A 19,840-nucleotide genomic window follows, 5' to 3' on the forward strand; every position below is an offset into this window, starting at 1 on the left:
GATTGGCAGTCACGCATACGGCCGTTCGTCCTGCAGCGCGACGGGCACCGATGCCGGAACGTCATCGACGGCCGACTCTGCGGGCGCCCGGCTAACCAGGTCGACCACATCGGCGACCGTGATGACCACCGACCCGAGAACCTGCAGGCGTTGTGCGAGGACTGTCACGCACGCAAGAGCAGCCGACAGGGGAACGACGCACGGTGGGCCGAGCGCATGCGGCGGCCGAAGGAGCGTCACCCCGGATGGCTGTGAGCCGCTGTACGGCGATCTCCCGGACGATCACGGGCCCTGGGGGGTGACTCCCCCCTGGGGCCGATCGGAGCCTCGGGAGGTGCTGCGGCTGTCCGTCTGTACGGGTCTGGGGAAAACGGCCACGCTGCGGGGCGTGGTTGGCGCGCTGGGCGGCGCGCACGGGTGCGGCAGGCTGATTTGATGGCGCGCGGATTGGGCACCGCACAGCGCCTCTCAGCCTGCCGCCCCACTGATACGAACCCGATATCTGCAGGTCACAGCGCTAAAAGCGTACGCCGCGGTATCATGGACTCATGACGACGAGGCGCTGCTGCGAGCACTGCGAGGGACCGATGCCGATCACGGCTCGGCGTCACGCGCGGTTCTGCCGGCCGGCGTGCCGCGCGGCCGCGCACCGAGCAGCCCGCACGATCCCGGCCGAGCTCACGAGCCGGCCGCGATGGATCCGGCGCACCTCGCGGAAGGTGCCGGTCACTGTCGGCGGCGCGACGGCGAGCAGCACGGACCCGTCGACCTGGTCGTCGTACCGCGACGCTGCCCGCTCGACCGCGGGCGCCGGGCTCGGGTTCGTCCTCGACGGCGACGGCGTCGTCTGCCTCGACCTCGATCACTGCCTCGACGACGAGGGCGCCGTCGCGGGTTGGGCGCGCAACGTTCTCGACGCTGCCGGCGACACATGGGTCGAGGTGTCGACGAGCGGCGACGGACTGCACGTCTGGGGGTACGGCGAGCTGCCGCATGGCAGGCGCATCACGGTCGGCGGCGGCTCGGTCGAGCTGTACGGCACCGGCCGGTACATCGCGGTCACCGGGCGCAGGTTCGCCGCATCGCCGTTGCGTCTCGGTGGCCTGCAGCACGTCATCGACGCCCTGTTGTGACGGCAGACCGTTCGGGTGACGCATAGATCTCCCGGATTCGGTTGGCAACCATCGAGCGCGCCTGCCGGACGATTCCGAGGAGCGGCGGAATCCGGGTGGCAACGGATTCCGGGCCGGGCTGGATCATCGCTGATTCGACGTCCTCGAAGTCGTGCAGCGCTTCGCCCACCTTGTCACGCAGCTGATCTTGAAGTAGCAGTTCGTGAAGGGTCTTGAGCCGCTCGACGTGTTCGTTCACCTGTCGCGCGACCTCGTCAGCCCGGTCCTCGATGGCCGCCCGGTCGGCTTCCCACTGGGCTCGCTCATCCTCTCCCGGTGGCTCATGCCATTGGATCGTTGAGCTTTGCAAGGTGAAGTGCAGTTTGGCAACGGACAGCAGCGCCGAAAGCGCCTGGTGCACGTCCATGAGGTGCTGCAGTTCGAATGCCTCACGCCGGTCGATTGACGACCGCGTTCTCTCCGCATTCCGCGCGGCTTTTTCCCTCTTTGTCTGCCCCCTACTCGTGATGACGACGCCGCCCAAGGCAACGCCTTGCCCCAGCAAGAACGACGCAACGAGCCATATGCCCTTGAGAGTTTCACCGTTCACGGCAGGACTCTACGGGTGCGGCGACAGCAATCTGACCGATAGGAGGTGTTCCCATGGCAGGCAACGGCCCGCCCCCGAAGGCTCGTAAGGTCCGGCGCAACGCCGACCCGGTCGCGCAGACCGTACTCAGGTGGGAGCGCGCCGAGGCGCCCGAGCTGCCCGAGTTCCGGATCGAGCGCGACGGCGAGCTCGTCGAGTTCGTGTGGCCGGAGCGCACGCGCGAATGGTGGCAGATGTGGATCGACTCGCCGCAGTCCGAGCACTTCGGGTCGTCTGACTGGCAGTACCTACTCGACACCGCGCTGATTCACGCCCGGCTGTGGCGAGGTGATCTCTCCGCGGCTGCCGAGCTGCGGCTGCGCGTGGCTGCGTTCGGTGCGACGCCGGCGGACCGGGCCCGGCTCAGGATGGTTTTCGCCGAGGCGGACGGCGCCGACGGCGGTAGCGGCCGGTCGGGCGGGCCGAGCGCCCGCGAGCGGTACGGGAACCTGCGCCCGCTGCCCGGCGGGAAGACGGGCACATAGCGGGGGGTCGTCATGCCGTGGCGCGGGCCCGAGTACGAGGGTGAGCGGCCGACGCTCGGCTATTACGTCCTCGACTGGATGATCGACAATCTCGCGCAGCCCGGCCGGGACGACGGCGAGCCCTTTGTGCCGACCGCCGAACAGGCCGAGTTTCTGCTGCGGTTCTACGAGGTAGACCCGCGCACCGGCCGGCGGGTCATTCACCGCGGGCTGCTGTCGCGGCCGCGCGGGTGGGGGAAGTCGCCGTTCGTCGGGGCGATCGCGCTCGCCGAGGCGTGCGCCGACGTCGTCGCGGACGGGTTCGACGCCGACGGCGAGCCGGTCGGCCGGCCGTGGCACTCGATCCGTACGCCGCTCGTGCGTATCGCCGCCGTGACCGAGGATCAGACCGACAACACGTGGATCCCGCTACGGGAGATGGCTCGCGGCGGGTCGCTGTCGACCGACTACGGGCTCGAAGTGCTCGACACTGTGATCTATCTGCCGCGCGGCGAGATCTCTCCGATCACCTCGTCGGCGACGAGCGCGAAGGGCGACCCCGCATGCTTCGCGAGCCTCGACCAAACCGAGGAATGGCGCGACAGCAACGGCGGCGTCAGGTTGGCGAAGGTGATGCGGCTCAACGCTGCGAAACTCGGCGGCAGCCTGATCGAGACGCCGAACGCGTTCACGCCGGGCGAGGGGTCCGTCGCCGAGCGGTCGGCGGCCGACTATCAGGCGATCCTCGACGGCCGGTCGAGGGCGCGCGGCATCCTGGTCGACCACCGTGAGGCGCCGGCGGACACCGATCTGACCGACGAGCGGTCGCTCGTCGCCGGGCTGCGGTACGCGTACGGCTGCAGCAGCGATCACCCCGACGGGTGTGTGCTGCACGACCCGCCGTGCGAGCCGGGTTGGTCGCCGATCGAGCGGCTCACGAGCGAGTTCTACGACACGTCGAACGAGCCGCAGGATCTTCGGTCGGACTTGCTGAATCAGGTCACTCACGCGGCCGATGCGTGGCTGTCCGAGCCCGAGGTGCGCGCCTCGTCGGACCTCGGCAAGCGGGTCGAGCCGGGCGACCGAATCGTGCTCGGGTTCGACGGCTCGCGGAAACGCTCGCGCGGCGTCACGGACGCGACCGCACTGATCGGCTGCAGGCTCAGCGACGGTCACCTTTTCACGCTCGGCGTGTGGGAGCAGCCCGAGCGGCTGCCGGTCGGCCCGGACGGTAAGCCGGCCGAGTGGCAGGTGCCGGTCGTCGAGGTGCTCGCGACGATCGTCGAGGCGTTCGACACGTACGACGTCGTCGGTTTCTACGCCGACCCCGCCAAGTGGGAAAGCCACGTCGCCGATTGGGAAGCGGCCTACGGGCCGCGCCTGCAGGTGCAGGCGACCCGGAACCACCCGATCGAATGGTGGATGACCGGCGGCCGGTCGGTGCTGATCGTACGGGCGCTGGAGAAGTTTCACACCGCGCTCACCGAGGGCGAGCTCACGCACGACGGCTCGTCGGCGCTCGTGCGGCACCTGGTCAACGCCCGGCGCCGAACCTCCCGTTCGGGCCTACAGATCGGCAAGGCACACCCCGACAGCCCGAAGAAAATCGACGCCGCGGTCGCCGCGGTGCTCGCGTGGCAGTGCCGCCTCGACGCGATCGCGAAGGGCGTCGCGGCGGAACCCGAGGAAATGTTCGGCGGCACGTTCTGACAGGAAGGGGGCGACCGTGCTCGACGAGACGCCGGATCTCGATAACCCGGATTTCATGCTGCTGCGCCTCGGCCGCCGACTGCGCCGGCGGCAGAAGTGGCTCGACGAGTGGTGGCAGTACTACCGCGGGCGGCCGCCGCTGCCCGAGCTGCCGAAGAACGCCGAGGCTGCGTTCATCGACTTTCAACGCAAGAGTCGTACGAACTTCTGCGGACTGATCGCGAACGCGTCCGTGCACCGGCTGCTCGCGCTCGGCGTGACCGGGCCGGACGGCACCCCGGACGACAACGCGTCGCGCTGGTGGCAGGCGAACCGCCTCGACAGCCGGCAGAAACTCGTATGGCGCTGCAGCATGGCGCAGTCGGTCGGGTACATGCTCGTCGGCCCGCACCCGACCCGCACCGAGGTCAATGGGCGGCCGAGCCCGCTGATCACGCCCGAGCACCCGACCGAGTGCGTCGTCGAGTACGACCCCGAGACCGGCGAGCCGCTCGTCGGGCTCAAGGCGTGGCACAACGACATCGACGGGTACGGGTACGCCCGCGTGTACTACGACGACCGCTCGTTTCCGTACCGCACGACCGATGTGTGTGGCGGGCGTCGGCTGCCGTGGGGGCCCGAGTCGTGGCAGTACCTCGGCCAGAGCGACGGGGGCGAGCCGCACGACCTCGGCCGTATGCCCTTGATCGAGTTCGCGCGCATGCCGGACTTGGGTGAGCACCCCGAGCCGGAATTCGCATGCGTGCTCGACTCGCAGGATCGGGTGAACGCGGGAATCCTGAACCGGATGGCAGCGAGCCGGTACAGCGGGTTCCGGCAGAAGTGGGTCAAGGGGCACAAGTTCGCGAAGCGCCGGACCGACACCGGGCTCACGGTCGTCGAGCAGCCGTTCGTTCCTGGCCCTAACACGGTGTGGGTATCCGAGGGCGAGGCGGCGCAGTTCGGGCAGCTAGACGCGACCGACTTGAGTGGGTTTCTCAAGGAACACGAGTCGGACGTGCGCGACATGCTGATCGTGTCGCAGACACCCGCGTACTACTTCGCGAGCGACCTGATCAACATCAGTGCCGACACTGTCGCGGCGCTCGACGTCATGCACGTCGCGAAGGTGCGCGAGCATATCGCCGCGTTCGGCGAGGGGCTCGAAGACGTGATGAGCCTCGCGGCCGCGCAGGCGGGCGTTACCGACGACTACACCGAGGCAACGGTGCGTTGGGCCGACCCGCAGTACCTGTCCCCGGCTGTCATGGCCGATGCGGCAACGAAACTCAAGGCGGTCGGGTACCCGCTCGACGTGATCGCCGAGCGGCTCGGCGAGACGCCGCAACAGGTACGCAGGATCACGGCGGGCGCCGCCTCGGCCGCGCTGCTCGCCGCCTCGCTGCTGCCTGCGAACCCGGCGCCGACGGCGGGCAACCTGCCCGACGAGGGGGCGACCGGTGGCCAGTGAGGCGCTGCAGGCGGCGCTCACCGACCGGTACGACGCCCTGTCGACGGCGCTGCGGGCCCGCGTGATCGCGTTCGTCCTCGGCGCGTTCGACAGCCTCGGCTCGTACCGCGACTCGGATGCGGCCGCGTTCGTCGAGCACGTGCTGCCGACCGTCCTCGCCGCGCAGCAACAGATGGGGCAGATCACCGACGCGTACCTGTCCGCGATGCTCTCCGACATGCTCGGCGGCGCCGCGGCGCCGGCGGGCGTGCGGCTGCCGGAGGCGCTGCGCGGCGTCGACCCGGCCGAGGTGTACCGCCGGCCGTTCGTGACCGCGTACACCGCACTCAGCAAGGGCAAGGCGTACGGCGAGGCGCTCGGCGAGGCGCGTACCCGGCTGCTGTCCATCACCGAGACCGACATGCAGCTCGCCCGTACGCACGCCGCGCAGCAGTCCATGCGGGCCGGCGGCGCCCGATACTTTCGGCGCCGGCTCACCGGCTCGAAAAACTGCGCGTTGTGCACCCTCGCCTCGACGCAGCGGTACCGGGTCGAGAGACTCATGCCGATCCATCCCGGCTGCGACTGCAAGGTCGAGCCGCTCGTCGGCGACAAGGATCCGGGGCACATCCTCGACGCTGACACGCTGCGCGAGGCGCACGACGCGATCGCCGCGGCGGGCGAGACCGTCGACCGTGCGGGCAACGTGATCGGCACGACCCGCAAGGGCAAGCGGATCCGCGACTACGCCGACATCATCATCACGCGCGAGCACGGCGAATACGGGCCGCTGCTCGCCGTACGGCGACACGAGTTCACCGGACCCGACGACGTTCCGGGTCCGTGATTCCCGCGCCGACACGGCGCACCCCACGCTCACCCCACCCCGACACGGGAGACACAACCATGCGCACGCGCACTCTGCCCTCACTGCCCGGTATCGAGTCGGCCGGCTGGTCGCACCCGTACGCGGCGGGCCCGTTCTCGCCGTTCTGGTACGCCGACGGCGGCGACGGGTCCGGCGGCGACAGTGGCGACGGGAACGGCGACCAGGGCGGCGACGGCGGCTCGGGCGACGGCGACCAGGGCGGCGACGGCGACGGGTCCGACAAGGGCGACGGCGACGGTACCGACTGGAAGGCCGAGGCCGAGAAGTGGAAGGCGCAGAGTCGGAAGCACGAGGCGCGCGCGAAGGAGAACGCGAACGCTGCCAAGGAACGCGATCAGTTGCGCCGCGAGGGGCTGCCCGAGCAAGAGCGCAAGATCGATGAAGCGGTCGCGAAGGCGCTCGGCGAAGAGCGCGCGAAGAACGGCGCCGCCCTCGCGCGGCAAGCCTTCCTCGCCGCCGCGAAGGGCGTGATCAATAACGCGTCCGACGTCGCCGACGACGTGAACCTGTCGCGGTACGTCAACGACGACGGCACGGTCGACGAGGACGGGCTCGCCGAGCTCGTGAAGCGGCTCGCGCCGAAGCAGTCCGGCACGGACGACGGCAACAACGAGGACGACGACCGCGAGGGCGGGCGCGACACGCGTCGGCGCCGCGGCGGCGGATTCGACCAGGGCGCCCGGCGGCGCGGCGGTAAGAGCGGCGGTTCGGTGGACTCCGGCCGCGAGCTGTACCGCAAGTTCATGGGCGCCGGCGCCGACAGCAACTGACCACCAGGGAGTTTCCTTATGGATCTCAGTCTGAAGACTGAGACGTTCGGGACTGACGATCAGTCGTGGCTCGGGTCCGCGCACGGCACGGACTGCACCGACACGATCGTGCTCGACACGTCCACTTTCACCGCGGCGACCCACTACCCGAGCGGGTATTTCCGCAGCGGCATCCCGCTCGGGAAGATCACGGCGACCGGGAAGTACGGGCCGTACGACAACGCGGCGACCGACGGCCGACAGACCCTCGACGGGCACCTGTACGCCGCCGTCAAGGCGCCGACCGACAACACCGTCGACCCCGCCGCGGCGCTGCTGTGGCACGGGCAGGTGCGCACGTCGCGGCTGCCCGGCGGCGCCGGGTCGGTCGACGCTGCAGGCATGACGGACGTTGCCGGTCGCATCCGGTACGTGAGCTGAGAGGGGGCTGAGTCATGGCTGACTGGATTCTCAGCACCGAGTACATCGAGCCGACCGAGCTGACCGGTCTCATCCGGCAGGCGCTCGCCGACCAGACCGTGAACCGGTTCACCCTGTCGCGGTGGCTGCCGAACGTCGAGATCGACGATCTGCAGTTCGAGTTCGTCAAGGGCGGCGGCGGGCTGTCCGAGGCGGCGAGCTACCGTTCGTGGGACACCGAGTCGAAGATCGGCCGGCGCGAGGGGATCGGCCGGATCATGGGCGAGCTGCCCCCGATCTCCGAAAAGATCCCGCTCGGCGAGTACGACCGGCTGCGGCTGCGGCAGCTCAACACGGCCGACGACCGCGTGCTGCGGCTGATCGCCCGCGACGCCGACCGGATCGCCCGCAACATCGGCGCCCGGTTCGAACTCGCCCGAGGCGCAGCGCTGTTCGACGCGCAGCTCAACGTGCCCGAGCTGCAGACGACGGTCGCGTTCGGCCGCGACCCGTCCATGTCCGTCGTCGCCGCGACGCTGTGGTCGAATCACGCGACCGCGACCCCGCTCGACGACTACGAGCAGTGGGTCGAGGCGTACGAGGACCTGAACGGGTCGACGCCGGGCGCGCAGATCATGAGCAAGTCGATCCGCTCGAATCTCAGGCAGTGCGAGCAGATCATTCGGCAGGTGTACCCGCTCGCCCCGTCCGGCTCGGCGCCGATGATCAACGATGATCAGCTCAACACCGTGTTGTCGTCGCTCGGGCTGCCGCCGATCGAGCTGAACGACGCCCGCACGAACCTCGACGGCGTCGCGACTCGCATCACGCCGGCGAACTCGCTGCTGCTGCTGCCCGCGCCCGGCGCGAACGCCGCGGCGCAGCCGAGCGACCTCGGGGCGACGCTGCTCGGCACGACCGCCGAGGCGCTCGAAGCGGATTACTCGATCGCGCCGGGCGATCAGCCGGGCGTCGTGGCCGCGCAGTTCAAGACGCGCGACCCGATCCGGCTGTGGACGCACGCGGCCGCGATCGGTGCGCCGATCGTCCGCGAGCCGAACCTCACGATGAAGGCGCAGGTACTCGCATGAGCCGGCGACTGCGCGCATACGTGCACGTCGGCGGCGTCGCGTACGGGCCCGACAGCGACGTACCGGCCGACGTCGCGAAGCGGATCGGCGACCACGCGTGGACGTCGGCCGCCGATTCCTCGGCCGAGGCGCCCACGGGCGAGGGCGAGGCGCCGCCCCGCTCGGGTCGCGGCTCGGGAATCGAGGCGTGGCGGACGTTCGCCGAGCAGCACGGCGTCGGCGTCGACTCGGACATGAGCCGCGAGGACATCATCGCGGCGTGCGAGTCGGCCGGCGTCGTCGAGCGAGAGGAGTAGGGCGGTGGCGGCGTTCGCAACGGTCGACGACTACACCGCGCGCGCCGCCGTCACCCTCGCCGAGGGCAGCCCGCGGCGGGCGCAGGTCGAGGCGTACCTCGACGACGCGTCGGCGCTCATGCAGCGGCATATCCCGGCCGGGTACACACCCGACGCGGGCACGCTGCGCGCGATCTGCGTCGCGGTCGTCCGGCGGGTCATGGCCAATCCGGGCGGGTACCGGCAGCGCACGATCGGCCAGTACTCCGAGTCGCTCGGCGAGGACGGCGGTTTGTACCTCACCGACGACGAGAAAGCGCAGCTCGCGCCCGAGGACGTCACCGACCCCGACGCCGACGCCGCATACACGCTCGGCGTCGCCGACGAGGGGCTGCCGGGCTGGCAGGCGGATCCCGACGCGTGGCGACACACCGGCCGTATCGGGGGTCGGCTGTGATCCCCGGCGACGTGCTGCCGCACCTCGTCGACGTCGAGCACCCCGGCAGCACGACGGACCGGTACGGCAACACGGTCGCCGACTGGTCGCCGGCCGCGACGACGCACGCCGAGGTCGACGCGTGGCTGCAGCAGAACACGGGCGCCGAGGACACCGACCAGAGGGCGGCACAGATCGGCGAATGGCTCATGATCTGCAACCCGGTCGACGTCGACGGCCGGCCGCTCACGGTGTACGGCTCGGCGCGCGTGCACTGGCAGGGGCTCGACTTCGAGGTGATCGGGCCGCCCGGACCGGCGTACACCCCGGTCGAGTTCCATCACTACGAGATCCGACTCAAGACCGTCGAGGGGTGATCGGATGGTGCAGCGGCTCGTACCCAACCGACGCGGGATCGCCTCGTTTCTGAAGGCGCCCGAGGTGCGCGCGCTGATCGAGCGGAAGGTGCGGGCAGCCGAGGCGGCCGCGACCGCCGCCTCGAAAGCGGACGGGTTCGGCGGGCAGTTCCGGGTCGACATACAGACCGGCGATCACCGCGTGCGCGGCGCCGTGATCGGCGACTACTCGACGAGCGACCCCGAGGTGTCACGGCGGGCACTGCTGCGCGCCCTCGACGCCGCGCGCGAGGTCGAGTGATGGGCGCCCCGGTCGGGTTCCCCGACAGTGTCGCCGTCGTTCGGGCCTACCTGCGCGACGTGCTCGTCGACGGCGGGTACGACGTGCCGGTCGGCACGCGCGTACCGAACCCGCGGCCGCCTCGGTTCATCCGGCTCGAACGGATCGGCGGCACTCGCCTCGACCGGATCACGGACCGGCCGCGGATCGACGTGCATTGCTGGGGCGAGTCGGAAGAGGCGGCGAACGACCTCGCCGGCCGCGCCCGCGCGCTGCTGCTCGCGATGCCGGGTTGGCGTGGGGTCGTCGCGTACGACGTCGCCGAAGTCGGCGGACCGAGCAACCTCCCCGACCCCGAGTCGGGGCAGGACCGGATCGCGTTCGCCGTCGAGGTGTCGCTGCGCGGCGCCCGCCTCGCCCCCTGATCGCCGGCTCACCCGCCACCAGACATCACACCCCCGACCGGTCACCGGCCGGGGGTTTCCCATGGAGGGAGACAGCATGACCACACCGCCCCCGGTGTCGCTCGAAGACGGGCTGCACACCGAGTACATCCGTAAGCAGCTCGTACAGGCGATCTACGCGGCCGATATCTCCGTCGCGGCGATCACGAACCCGTTCAACACCGACGGCAGCCTCGCCGCGATCCCGACCGGGTACACGCCGATCGGCTACACCACCGACGACGGCGTCAGCTTCCCGAGCGACGTGTCGATGAGTGACGTCACCTCGTCGCAGTCGTCCGAGCCGACCCGCTCGGACGTCGAAAGCGACGTGCTCACGGCGACGTTCGCGCCGCAGGAAACCAACGCCGCCGCCGTGGCGCTGTACAACGGGCTGCCGCTCGCCGGTACCGGCGCGCTGCCCGCGATCGGCTCGGCCGCGTGGACGTGGGACCGGGCCAAGACACCCGCGAACCCGTTCCGCAGGCTGCTGTTCATCGGTCTCGACTACGGCGACGACGGCGGAGAGATCTACGTCGTCAAGTTCATGCCGCGGGCCCGGCTCACGGACAGGGACGACGAGCAGTGGGGTCGTTCGGACCCGACAACGCGGCCGGTCACGTTCACCGCGTACCGCGACAGCGCCGTCGGCACCTCGTGCCGCAACTGGATCGACGGGCCCGGCTGGCGGTCGCTCGCGACCCCGTGACGCCCCCCTGATCGGGCGGGGGGCGGCGGTTCTGGGTGAGCCCCGACCGCCCCCCGCCCTCGAACGCTCACCCGCAGCTCACCCAAGGAAGGCACACGATCATGAGCAAGCCCAACGGCAAGCGGTACCGGCTGGAGACCGTACGGCGGTCGTACGTCGAGGCGGTTGACGGCGAGCGCGTCGAGTTCGAGGTCGGACCCGAGGACGCGCCCGCCGTGTTCTCGTTCCCGCATCCGATCTTCACTCCCGACGACCTGCAGGAGCAGCTCAACGAAGCGAAGGGCGACCAGGCGGGCGCCCGCATCCTGCTCGGCGACCAGTACCCCGAGTTCATCGCGGCCGGCGGCGACGTCAACTCGCTGATGCTGCTGTACGTCGGCATCCGGAATGAGGCGCAGGACAAGGTCAGCAAGGTGCGCCCTACGAAGGGGTAGACCCGGACGGCGACGACGTCGTCGAGGTCTACACGTACAGCGTGCTCGACGTCCTCGGCGAGCATCCCGAGGCGGTCGAGGCAGACCTGATCCGCTACTACGGCAGCAGCCTCGGCAAGGGCGGGCCGCTCGCGGCGTACTGGCGAGGCGAGGTCACGCTGCGGCTGCTGCGGGTCCTCGTCGAGGCGCTGCCCCCGGACAGTGCCACGGCCCGCGCCCACAACGGGCACACCTGGCAGCCGCTCGACTACGCGGCCGCCGACACGCGCGACCTCTTGTCGCTGCTCTTCACGGCGTTCGTGAACGCCAATCGCGACCCCAAGAAACGGCCGATGCCGTGGCCCGAGCCGGGTTGGCGGCCGGGCGATCCGATGCCCGAGGAATCCGAGGCCACGGCCGAGCGGGACCGGGCCAAGGCGCGGGCCGCGTACGAACACATCACATCGCAGGTGCTGCCCGATAAGGGGTGATCACGCATGCCGGTCGAGGTCGGCGTCGGGTACGTGTCCGTCGTTCCCGAGACGCGCGGGTTCGGCCGGCAACTGCAGCAGCAGATCACGGGCGAGTCGGCGCGGGCCGGCTCGTCTGCAGGCGATAGCGCCGGCGAGGGGTTCCTCGGCGGGATCGGCGGCAAGCTGAAGGCAGGTGTCGCCGGCGTCGCCGCGGCGGGCGGCGCGCTGTTCGCTGCCGGGTTCGCCGAGGCGGTCGACCAGGACAAGGCGACCGCGAAACTCGGCGCCTCGCTCGGGCTCACACAGAAGGAGTCCGCTCGGGCCGGCAAGCTTGCCGGGAAGGTGTACGCCGACGGGTACGGCGAGTCGATCGACCAGGTCGACGAGTCGCTCAAGAGCCTGCAGCAGAACGGCGTCGCCGCGCTCAAGGCGCCGCAGAAGGAACTCGCCGGGCTGTCTAAGGCAGCACTCAACCTCGCCGACGTGTTCGACGCCGACGTCGGCGAGAGCACGAAAGCTGTCGGGCAGCTCATGCGCACGGGCCTCGTCAAGAACGCGAAGCAGGGGTTCGACCTGTTGACGGCCGGGTTCCAGTCGGGCGCCGACAAGGCGGGCGACCTGATCGACACCGTGAACGAGTACTCGGTGCAGTGGCGTAAGGCGGGTCTGTCGGGCTCGACCGCGATCGGTCTGATCAATCAGGGGTTGCAGGCGGGCGCACGCGACGGCGACCTCGTCGCCGACTCGATCAAGGAATTCAGCATCCGGGCCGTCGACGGCAGCAAGACGACGGCGACCGGGTTCAAGGCGCTCGGGCTCAACGCCGACGACATGGCGGCGAAGTTCGCCAAGGGCGGGAAGTCCGCGAACGGTGTCCTGCAGCTCACCCTCGACCGGCTGCGCGGGATCAAAGACCCGGTGAAGCAAGCGCAGGCGGCGACGAGCCTGTTCGGCACGCAGGCCGAGGATTTGGGGCGGGCGCTATTCGCCCTCGACCCGAGCAAGGCGGCCGCCGGGATCGGCAAGGTCGGCGGCGCCGCGGGCCGCATGGGTAAGCAACTCAGCGGCACCGCGAGTCACGACGTCGAGGTGTTCAAGCGGCAGGCGCTGCAAGGCATGGCCAACTTCGCGGCGCGGTACGCGCTGCCCGCACTGCGGGATACCGGCCGGTTCCTGATGACGTACGTGCTGCCGCCGACGAGGACGGTCGGCGGCGCCCTCGTCTCGTATCTCGTGCCCGCCGCGAAGGGAGTCGGCAGCGCGTTCGCCGCAACTGCCGGATGGCTCAAGAGCTACGGCGCGTGGCTCATCCCGGTCGGCGTCGCGGCGCTCGGTCTGACGGCGATTCTGTCGGCGCAGGCGATCACGGTCGGGATCGTCTCGGGCGTGTTCGCGGTGTACCGCGGCGCGATCCTGCTGTGGTCGAACATCACGCGTATCGCGACCGGCGTGCAGGCAGCGTTCAACGCCGTGATGACCGCGAACCCGATCGGTTTGATCATCGTCGGGATTCTCGCGCTCGGCGCCGCGCTGGTCGTCGCGTACAACAAGTCGGCGACGTTCCGGGCGATCGTGCAGGGTGCTTGGCAAGGCATCCAAGCGGCCGCAATGACCGCGTGGAACGGGTTCATCAAGCCTGCGTTGCAGGGCATTTGGACCGGGCTGCAGGCGGTCGGCACCGCGGCGTCGTGGCTGTGGTCGAACGTGCTCGCGCCGACGTTCTCGGCGATCGCGACGGGCGCGAAAATCTTGTTCACGGTCGTCGCCGTGCTCGTGATCCTGCCGCTTGTCGCGACGTTCAAACTGCTCGCGGCGGTCGGCACGTGGCTGTGGCAGAACGCGCTCGCCCCGGCGTTCCACGGGATCGCTGCGGTCGCGGTGTGGCTGTACGGCACGGTCCTAAAGCCTGCGTTCGACGGGGTCATGTCGACGTTGCGGGCCGCGGGCGCGGTCGGCATGTGGCTGTACCGCAATGCGCTGCAGCCGGCGTTCCGCGGGATTGTCACTCTCGTCTCGTGGTGGTGGGGCGGCGTGACCACGATCTTCGGCTATTTCAAGGCGGGCGTTCGCGCGCTCGGCGCGGCCGGCTCGTGGCTGTACCGAACGGCGATCAAACCCGCTTTCGACGGGATCGGCTCGGCCGCCTCGTGGCTGTGGTCCAAGGCGCTGAAGCCTGCGTTCGACGCCGCGAAGACCGGCGTACGGCTGGTCGGTGACGCGTTCGGGAGCGCTCGGGACGCGATCGGCAAGGCGTTCGGCAAGATCGAGGATCTCACGAAGCGCCCTGTCAACTTTGTGATCAATACCGTGTATACGCACGGGATCAAAGCCGTTTGGGACAAAGTCGCGGGTTTCGTCGGACTCGGCAAGCTGCCCGCTGCGCCGAAGTTGCTCGCACAGGGCGGCACGGTCGGCCCGTGGGGCGCGGCCGCGCCGATGAAGGTGAACAAGCCGACCGCGATCGTCGGCGAGGGGCGGCGGCAGTACCCCGAGTTCGTGATCCCGACCGACCCGCGGTACAGGCAGCGGGCGCTCGCGCTGCACGCTGCGGCGGGCACTCAGCTACTGGCGGGCGGCGGCGTAATCGGCGACGTCGCCGGATGGCTCGGCGACAAGGCGAAGGCGATCGGCGGCGCCGTGATGGACGGCGTTGATTTCCTCGCGCACCCCGGCAAGCTGTGGGACAAGGCGACCGGGTTCATTCGCGACAAGATCGGCAAGATCGGTCAGAGCAAGTTCGCGCAGATGATCGGCAAGGTGCCGATCAAGATGCTGTCGAGCCTGAAAGACAAGGTCGTCAACGCGGCGACGTCGGCGTTCGGCGGCGGGTCGGGTGACGTCGGCGGGTCCGGGGTCAAGCGGTGGTCGAGCGTTGTCCTGCAGGCGCTCAAGATGGTCGGGCAGCCGGCGAGTCTGCTGCCGATCGTGTTGCGCAGGATGAACCAGGAGTCGGGCGGCAACCCGCGCGCGATCAACAATTGGGACATCAACGCGCGCAACGGCGACCCGTCGCGCGGGCTCATGCAGACGATCGGGGCGACGTTCAACGCGTACGCCGGGAAACTCCGATCGAGGGGCATCTATGACCCGCTCGCCAACGTGTACGCCTCGATGCGGTACGCGTTGTCGAGGTACGGCTCGCTCGCCTCGGCGTACAACCGCCCCGGCGGGTACGCGAAGGGCGGCCGGCCGAAGCGGGGTGAACTCGCATGGGTCGGCGAACGGGGGCCGGAACTCATCCGGTTCGGGTCCGGCGACGCCGAGGTGTACGACAACCGCACCTCGCTCCGCATGGCGGCCGGGCTCGGCATGTTGCGAGGGTTCGCAAAGGGCACGAGCGGCGCGAAGGTGGCAGCGGCCGCCCGCAAGCAAGTGCCCGGCGATCTCACCTCGTTCACGAAGAGCCTGACCGGCTCGGCCTCGTCGATCGCGTCGGCGGCGAAGAGTCTCGCCGACGACCTGCGGAAGACCGGTAAGGCGGGTCGGGCGCTCGCCGACCAGGTCGGCAAGACGTCGAGCAAGCTGCAGTCGCTCGCGAAGCAACGCGACGCGGTCGCCTCGAAGTTGGCCACGGCCAAGCAAGCGGCCGCCGACCAGCGGAAGAGCGCCGCCGACTACATGTCGTTGTCGAACCTCGGCGACGTCACCAGCGTCGGCGGACTGATCGCCGGCATGCAGTCGAAACAGCAGTCGATCGCCGGGTTCCAGTCGCTCATCAAGACGGCACAGAAGAAAGGCGTGTCGCAGTCCGTCATTCAGCAGCTCGTCGCGGCCGGGCCCGACAGCAACCTCGCGCAGCTCGTCGCCGGGGCGTCGGCGGGCGATATCAAAAAGATCAACTCGCTCGCCAAGAGCGGCGCGAAGCTGAGCACCTCGTACGGCAACACGCTCGCCGACGCGATGTACGACGCGGGCTCGCAGGCCGGTAAGGGATTCCTGACCGGGCTCAAGGCGCAAGAGGCCGAGCTGCAGAAGCAGATGAAGAAACTCGGCGACGTCCTCGTCGACTCGATCGAGCACAAGCTCAAGATCAAGTCGCCGAGCCGCGAAACGCAGCGGGTCGGCGAGATGGTCGGCGCGGGCGTCGTCGTCGGCACCGAGAAGTCCCTCGCCGCAGTACGGGCGGGCGCGCAGCGGCTCGGCACGGCGGCGATCCCGCCCGTCATGCCGGCCGCGGCGGCGCAGGCGCAGGCGGGCGGGCTGCAGCCGGGCGACACGCTCGTGCTGCGCGTCGGCGAGCGCGAGATGGTCGCCGTTGTCGACGAGCGGGTCGACGCCGGGCTCGCCGACGTCCGCAGGCGCAGCCGCGCCGGATCAAAGAAGGGGTAAGGCATGCCGATGATCGTCGACCCGGCGGCGCCGCACGTGACGCCGCCGGACCGGATCACCTCGCCCGACGGATGGCTCGCCGCCCTCGTCGACGAGGTGTGGGCCGGCGTCGTGCTGTCGGTCAACTACACCGCCGGGACGGCGCTGCCCGCCGCGGCGAGCGTCATGCAGGTGCGGATCACACGGACCGATCCGGGCGCCGCCGCCCCGGTGCCCGTCCGGTCGGCCGACCCGGCGTGGGCAGTCGAGGGCGTCGGTACGGCGTACGACGCCGAGGCGCCGCTCGGCGTCGCCGTCGTCTACACCGCGACCCCGGTGTACGCCGACGGGACGACCGGCCCGGCGTCGTCCCTCGCGGTCACCGTGCCCGCGCCCGCGCCGGGCGACGACCGTGATTTGTGGATCAAGAGCGTCGACGAGCCGGGCATGTCCATGCGGGTCATGGTCGTCGACTGGTCGGGCGGCACCTCGACCGCACGGCAGGACACGGCCGAGATCGCCGGCTCGCCGTACGTGGCTGTCGCGTACGACACGGCGTCGGCCGAGGCGTATCAGGTGACCGTCGACGTGCCGCCCGAGGACGTCGACCGCGTGCGCGAGCTGCTGCGCGCGGGTGTGCTGCTCGCGCAGGCTCGGCCCGGATACCTGTTCCCTGACAGCTTTCACGTGCCCGGCGACGTCACCGGGCCGACGCCGACCGGCAAACTCGGAGCGAGCGAGGGGTACCGGTTCGGGTGGACGATCACACCGACCGTGCGCCCGGACACGGCCGAGCAGCCGCTGCGGCTGCCGTCCTGGTCGTGGGACGCCCTCGCCGAGCGGTTCGGCACATGGGATGCGGTCGCCGCCTCGTACTCGTCGTGGGCGTCGCTGTCGACGAACGGCGCGGTCTGATGCTGCCCGTACCCGACGCGGTGCACCGCGCGGTGCTCGGCCCGACGAGGCGGCCGCGGCGGGCCGAATGGTCCAACGACGGCGGGCAGTCGTGGGTACCGGTGCCGCAGCTCGGCGACGCCGATGTGCGCGTCGACCGCGGCGCCGACTGCCGGTACAGCGCGTCGGCCGAACTGCTCGGCGTTCCCCTCGGCCGTAGCGGCGTCAACCTCGAAGCGACCCGCGTGCGGCTGTGGCAGGGGATCGCCGGGCCGCGCATGGACGTCGCATGGATCCCGGCCGGGACGTACGTCCTCGACGACTTCGAGCAGACCCGGCTCGGCGCAACGGTCGATCTCCTCGGGCTCGAAGACGTGATTCGCGGCGCTAAGTTCCCGGTCGCGCGCACCCTCGGCCCGGACGCCGCCGGGAACCTCGTCGATCCGCTCGTCGCCGAGGCGCTGCCCGGCGCGGTCGTCTCATGGCGGCCGGGCGCCGACCGCTCGACGGCCGTGCCGCAGTTCGTCGTCGACGAGGACCGGTGGCAGGCGCTGTCCGGCGGCACCGACACGAGCGGCACGGCAACCGGGATCGCCGCGGCGCTCGCCGGCGAGGTGTATTGCGACGCCCGCGGCGTACCCACCATGGCGCCGACACCGACGCTCGACAACCCGGTCGTGTGGCGGATCCCGTACGGCGTCGCCCTGGTCAAACCGACCTCGAAGCAATCGGCCGACGGGCTCACGAACCTGTGGGTCATTAGCGGCGACGGCGGCGACGGCTCGGCGACGGTCGGCCCGGTCTACGCGTGGGACGACGACCCGAACTCGCTCACGTACGCCGGGCCCGACCCGATCGGCGACCCGCTCGCACCACAGCGCCTCGGGCTGCCGTGGGTCCGGCTGCGCGTCGACAAGTACTCGTCGGCGCTGATCACCTCGACCGCGCAGGCGTACACCGTCGGGCAGTCCAAGCTCGCCGACAGTCTCGGCGTGGCGTCGTCGCTCACGTTCGACGCGGTGTGTCACCCCGCCCTCGAAGCGGGCGACGTCGTCGAGGTCGAGGTGCGGCCGGGCGAGTGGCAGCGGCACATCGTCGACTCGTTCTCGTACAGCCTCGGCGCCGCCTCGATGAGTTGCTCGACCCGGACGACTACCCGGAGGACGAATTGACGAGCGAGGCAGCGCGCGCGCTCGGCGAAGACCTCGCCGTCGTGCAGAGGTCGGCCGGCGCGGGCGGCACGGTGTCGGCGCAGGTGATCGACGTAACTGACGCGGGCGTGAACGTGCAGTACGGCGGGGCGCTGCTGCTCGACGTGCCGTGCGTCGACTCGTACCGCAACCGCAAGGCGGGCGATTGGGTCGCGCTGCGGCCGGGCTCGCGGCCGGTCGTGATGTGGCGGCTCGGCGAGGATCCCGGCGAGGTCGACGAGGAGACGATTCGGTCGCTCGCGGCCGACGTCGCCCTCGACAATCAGGTGATCCGGGCGGCGACATGGGGCACGGCGGCGCCGTCCGGGACCGGGTGGCAAGGGCCGGTAACGCTGTTCATGCGGAAGAACAGCGAGGGGAAAGTCGAGCTGTACGGGCAAGTCGCCGCGACCTCGGACACCTCGCCGGACGCCCCGCCGAGCCGGGCGCCGAAACCGGTCACGATCTCGCCGACAGACTCGGGCAGTTGGCGCAACGGCCGGCCCGACAGTTACGCCTCGTACCCGACGCAAGGCGATTGGACGGGCGGCGGGAACCGGCGGGGCGCGTGGTTCTACGGCAGCGCGATCGCCGACGCGTGCTCGGGCAAGTCGGTCGCGTCCATGACGGTCAAGCTCACCCGCCGCAAGGGCACGGGCGCCAACGCGAAGCGCCCCATTCACCTGTACCTGCACGGCTACACCTCGGCGCCGTCCGGGCAGCTCAACCTCGGCGACGGGCCCGAAGATCTGCTGTCGCTGTCGGTCGGGGCGACCGGTACGGCGACGCTGCCGGCGTCGTGGCGTGCGGCGCTCGCGTCGGGCTCGGCGCGCGGGCTCGCGATCTATGCGAGCGGCAGCCGCGACTACATGTCGGTGCAGGGCGGATCCATCACCATCACGTTCAGTTAGGGGTGCCTATGGCAACCGTCGGTCGCGCTCAACTCCCGATCCCCGGTGGCGGCGACGCCCCGGTCGGGCCCGGAGCGCTCGCAGCGTTCGGGCTCGCAGTCGACCCGCACCTCGTGCAGCACGTCGTCGACAAAGCCGAGCGCGACGCGCAGTACGCCACGGCGCCGCTGCACACGCTCGTGTCGGCCGAAAACGGGTCGCTGTGGCTCAAGACGAGCGCGACCGCGAACACGTGGGCCGTGATCTCCGAGCCGCTCGCGGCGTGGCGACCGATCGCCCTCGCGAGCGGATACGAGCCGGGACAGACGACGCCCGAGGTTCGGATCGACCGCGGGCAGGTGTACCTGCGCGGCCGGGTCGAGAAGGTCGACGGGACCGTGATCCCGGTCAGTGGCGTCAAGCTCGGCACCGTGCCCGACGACTGCATACCGGCACAGATCGCTAGTTGGGACGGCGGGCAGTCCCTCACCGGCGACCCGGCGACCGCGGTCGGCCGGATGGAGGCTTTCAGCCACGACCAGGACTCAAACAGCCTCGGCGCAGCCGGCTCGCTCATTTGGTACACGCAAGACGGCACCGGGACGACGTGGGTCGACATATCCGGCTCGTACTGGCTCGACTGAAAGGGGGCTGCCTGCA

General features: G+C 70.4%; 24 protein-coding genes. 22 read left to right on the plus strand and 2 right to left on the minus strand.

Annotated features, from left to right (window positions below):
• Positions 1-9: 9 nt before the first annotated feature.
• Entirely contained in the window at positions 10-168 is a 159-nt protein-coding gene (locus ACWC5O_RS08785; RefSeq protein WP_450586016.1) for a hypothetical protein, read from the minus strand.
• Between ACWC5O_RS08785 and ACWC5O_RS08790 the strand changes: the two genes are divergently transcribed.
• Both ACWC5O_RS08790 and ACWC5O_RS08795 read left to right on the plus strand, forming a co-directional pair.
• Positions 109-255 carry an HNH endonuclease gene (locus ACWC5O_RS08790; RefSeq protein ID WP_450586007.1) on the plus strand — a complete coding sequence of 49 codons (147 nt, stop codon included), beginning with the start codon at positions 109-111 and terminating at the stop codon, positions 253-255. The two genes, ACWC5O_RS08785 and ACWC5O_RS08790, sit on opposite strands and share 60 nt — an antisense overlap.
• Positions 256-548: 293 nt before the next feature.
• Complete coding sequence (locus tag ACWC5O_RS08795) at positions 549-1,133, plus strand: bifunctional DNA primase/polymerase (RefSeq protein WP_450585670.1); 585 nt, start codon at positions 549-551, stop codon at positions 1,131-1,133.
• Here the strand turns inward: ACWC5O_RS08795 and ACWC5O_RS08800 are convergent.
• The gene (locus ACWC5O_RS08800) at positions 1,114-1,722 is read right to left on the minus strand and encodes a hypothetical protein (RefSeq protein ID WP_450585668.1); all 609 of its coding nucleotides are present in this window, start codon (positions 1,720-1,722) and stop codon (positions 1,114-1,116) included. The genes ACWC5O_RS08795 and ACWC5O_RS08800 overlap by 20 nt on opposite strands.
• A 53-nt stretch (positions 1,723-1,775) precedes the next feature.
• On the opposite strand from ACWC5O_RS08800, the gene ACWC5O_RS08805 reads away from it, so the two are divergent.
• From ACWC5O_RS08805 to ACWC5O_RS08900, 20 genes are all read left to right on the plus strand, one after another.
• Entirely contained in the window at positions 1,776-2,246 is a 471-nt protein-coding gene (locus ACWC5O_RS08805) for a phage terminase small subunit (RefSeq protein ID WP_450585667.1), read from the plus strand.
• Between the two features lie 12 nt (positions 2,247-2,258).
• Positions 2,259-3,935, plus strand: coding sequence for a terminase (locus tag ACWC5O_RS08810; protein ID WP_450585665.1), 1,677 nt, complete (start codon positions 2,259-2,261; stop codon positions 3,933-3,935).
• A 16-nt stretch (positions 3,936-3,951) separates the two neighbouring features.
• Positions 3,952-5,385, plus strand: coding sequence for a phage portal protein (locus tag ACWC5O_RS08815; protein WP_450585664.1), 1,434 nt, complete (start codon positions 3,952-3,954; stop codon positions 5,383-5,385).
• Positions 5,375-6,211, plus strand: coding sequence for a hypothetical protein (locus ACWC5O_RS08820; protein ID WP_450585662.1), 837 nt, complete (start codon positions 5,375-5,377; stop codon positions 6,209-6,211). Before ACWC5O_RS08815 ends, ACWC5O_RS08820 begins: the two co-directional genes overlap by 11 nt.
• Positions 6,212-6,270: 59 nt before the next feature.
• The gene (locus ACWC5O_RS08825) at positions 6,271-7,023 is read left to right on the plus strand and encodes a hypothetical protein (protein ID WP_450585660.1); all 753 of its coding nucleotides are present in this window, start codon (positions 6,271-6,273) and stop codon (positions 7,021-7,023) included.
• A gap of 18 nt (positions 7,024-7,041) precedes the next feature.
• Entirely contained in the window at positions 7,042-7,443 is a 402-nt protein-coding gene (locus ACWC5O_RS08830; protein ID WP_450585658.1) for a head decoration protein, read from the plus strand.
• 98 nt (positions 7,444-7,541) lie between these two features.
• Complete coding sequence (locus tag ACWC5O_RS08835; RefSeq protein WP_450585656.1) at positions 7,542-8,513, plus strand: major capsid protein; 972 nt, start codon at positions 7,542-7,544, stop codon at positions 8,511-8,513.
• Positions 8,510-8,809 (plus strand): hypothetical protein, encoded by a 300-nt coding sequence (locus tag ACWC5O_RS08840; protein ID WP_450585654.1) that lies wholly within the window; start codon positions 8,510-8,512, stop codon positions 8,807-8,809. Before ACWC5O_RS08835 ends, ACWC5O_RS08840 begins: the two co-directional genes overlap by 4 nt.
• A gap of 4 nt (positions 8,810-8,813) precedes the next feature.
• Positions 8,814-9,245, plus strand: a complete 432-nt coding sequence (locus ACWC5O_RS08845) for a hypothetical protein (protein ID WP_450585652.1) — start codon at positions 8,814-8,816, stop codon at positions 9,243-9,245.
• Entirely contained in the window at positions 9,242-9,601 is a 360-nt protein-coding gene (locus tag ACWC5O_RS08850; RefSeq protein ID WP_450585651.1) for a hypothetical protein, read from the plus strand. The genes ACWC5O_RS08845 and ACWC5O_RS08850 overlap by 4 nt, the downstream gene beginning before the upstream one ends.
• Positions 9,602-9,605: 4 nt before the next feature.
• The gene (locus ACWC5O_RS08855; RefSeq protein WP_450585649.1) at positions 9,606-9,881 is read left to right on the plus strand and encodes a hypothetical protein; all 276 of its coding nucleotides are present in this window, start codon (positions 9,606-9,608) and stop codon (positions 9,879-9,881) included.
• Positions 9,881-10,285: a hypothetical protein gene (locus ACWC5O_RS08860; RefSeq protein ID WP_450585647.1), complete on the plus strand. Its 405-nt coding sequence runs from the start codon at positions 9,881-9,883 to the stop codon at positions 10,283-10,285. Before ACWC5O_RS08855 ends, ACWC5O_RS08860 begins: the two co-directional genes overlap by 1 nt.
• 76 nt (positions 10,286-10,361) lie before the next feature.
• Complete coding sequence (locus ACWC5O_RS08865; protein ID WP_450585645.1) at positions 10,362-11,012, plus strand: phage tail tube protein; 651 nt, start codon at positions 10,362-10,364, stop codon at positions 11,010-11,012.
• Positions 11,013-11,113: 101 nt separating this feature from the next.
• Positions 11,114-11,446, plus strand: coding sequence for a hypothetical protein (locus ACWC5O_RS08870; protein WP_450585643.1), 333 nt, complete (start codon positions 11,114-11,116; stop codon positions 11,444-11,446).
• 41 nt (positions 11,447-11,487) lie between these two features.
• On the plus strand, positions 11,488-11,916 hold the full coding sequence (locus ACWC5O_RS08875; protein WP_450585642.1) for a hypothetical protein: 429 nt from the start codon (positions 11,488-11,490) through the stop codon (positions 11,914-11,916).
• 6 nt (positions 11,917-11,922) lie between these two features.
• On the plus strand, positions 11,923-16,227 hold the full coding sequence (locus ACWC5O_RS08880) for a phage tail tape measure protein (RefSeq protein ID WP_450585640.1): 4,305 nt from the start codon (positions 11,923-11,925) through the stop codon (positions 16,225-16,227).
• A gap of 3 nt (positions 16,228-16,230) precedes the next feature.
• Complete coding sequence (locus ACWC5O_RS08885; RefSeq protein WP_450585638.1) at positions 16,231-17,121, plus strand: hypothetical protein; 891 nt, start codon at positions 16,231-16,233, stop codon at positions 17,119-17,121.
• Positions 17,088-18,272 carry a phage tail protein gene (locus tag ACWC5O_RS08890; protein WP_450585637.1) on the plus strand — a complete coding sequence of 395 codons (1,185 nt, stop codon included), beginning with the start codon at positions 17,088-17,090 and terminating at the stop codon, positions 18,270-18,272. The genes ACWC5O_RS08885 and ACWC5O_RS08890 overlap by 34 nt, the downstream gene beginning before the upstream one ends.
• A complete protein-coding gene (locus ACWC5O_RS08895) occupies positions 18,236-19,201 on the plus strand; it encodes a hypothetical protein (protein ID WP_450585635.1) in 966 nt (321 codons plus the stop codon). The genes ACWC5O_RS08890 and ACWC5O_RS08895 overlap by 37 nt, the downstream gene beginning before the upstream one ends.
• A 113-nt stretch (positions 19,202-19,314) precedes the next feature.
• The gene (locus ACWC5O_RS08900) at positions 19,315-19,824 is read left to right on the plus strand and encodes a hypothetical protein (RefSeq protein ID WP_450585633.1); all 510 of its coding nucleotides are present in this window, start codon (positions 19,315-19,317) and stop codon (positions 19,822-19,824) included.
• The last annotated feature ends 16 nt before the right edge of the window (positions 19,825-19,840 follow it).

This window comes from Streptomyces sp. NPDC001450 (genome assembly GCF_053597295.1).

What these genes read in the sequence shown, in the direction of transcription:
- ACWC5O_RS08870 (WP_450585643.1), top strand. Translation starts at nt 11,114, where the DNA reads ATGAGCAAGCCCAACGGCAAGCGGTACCGGCTGGAGACCGTACGGCGG.
- ACWC5O_RS08795 (WP_450585670.1), top strand. Translation starts at nt 549, where the DNA reads ATGACGACGAGGCGCTGCTGCGAGCACTGCGAGGGACCGATGCCGATC.
- ACWC5O_RS08865 (WP_450585645.1), top strand. Translation starts at nt 10,362, where the DNA reads ATGACCACACCGCCCCCGGTGTCGCTCGAAGACGGGCTGCACACCGAG.
- ACWC5O_RS08830 (WP_450585658.1), top strand. Translation starts at nt 7,042, where the DNA reads ATGGATCTCAGTCTGAAGACTGAGACGTTCGGGACTGACGATCAGTCG.
- ACWC5O_RS08825 (WP_450585660.1), top strand. Translation starts at nt 6,271, where the DNA reads ATGCGCACGCGCACTCTGCCCTCACTGCCCGGTATCGAGTCGGCCGGC.
- ACWC5O_RS08805 (WP_450585667.1), top strand. Translation starts at nt 1,776, where the DNA reads ATGGCAGGCAACGGCCCGCCCCCGAAGGCTCGTAAGGTCCGGCGCAAC.
- ACWC5O_RS08880 (WP_450585640.1), top strand. Translation starts at nt 11,923, where the DNA reads ATGCCGGTCGAGGTCGGCGTCGGGTACGTGTCCGTCGTTCCCGAGACG.
- ACWC5O_RS08860 (WP_450585647.1), top strand. Translation starts at nt 9,881, where the DNA reads ATGGGCGCCCCGGTCGGGTTCCCCGACAGTGTCGCCGTCGTTCGGGCC.
- ACWC5O_RS08840 (WP_450585654.1), top strand. Translation starts at nt 8,510, where the DNA reads ATGAGCCGGCGACTGCGCGCATACGTGCACGTCGGCGGCGTCGCGTAC.
- ACWC5O_RS08855 (WP_450585649.1), top strand. Translation starts at nt 9,606, where the DNA reads ATGGTGCAGCGGCTCGTACCCAACCGACGCGGGATCGCCTCGTTTCTG.
- ACWC5O_RS08810 (WP_450585665.1), top strand. Translation starts at nt 2,259, where the DNA reads ATGCCGTGGCGCGGGCCCGAGTACGAGGGTGAGCGGCCGACGCTCGGC.
- ACWC5O_RS08885 (WP_450585638.1), top strand. Translation starts at nt 16,231, where the DNA reads ATGCCGATGATCGTCGACCCGGCGGCGCCGCACGTGACGCCGCCGGAC.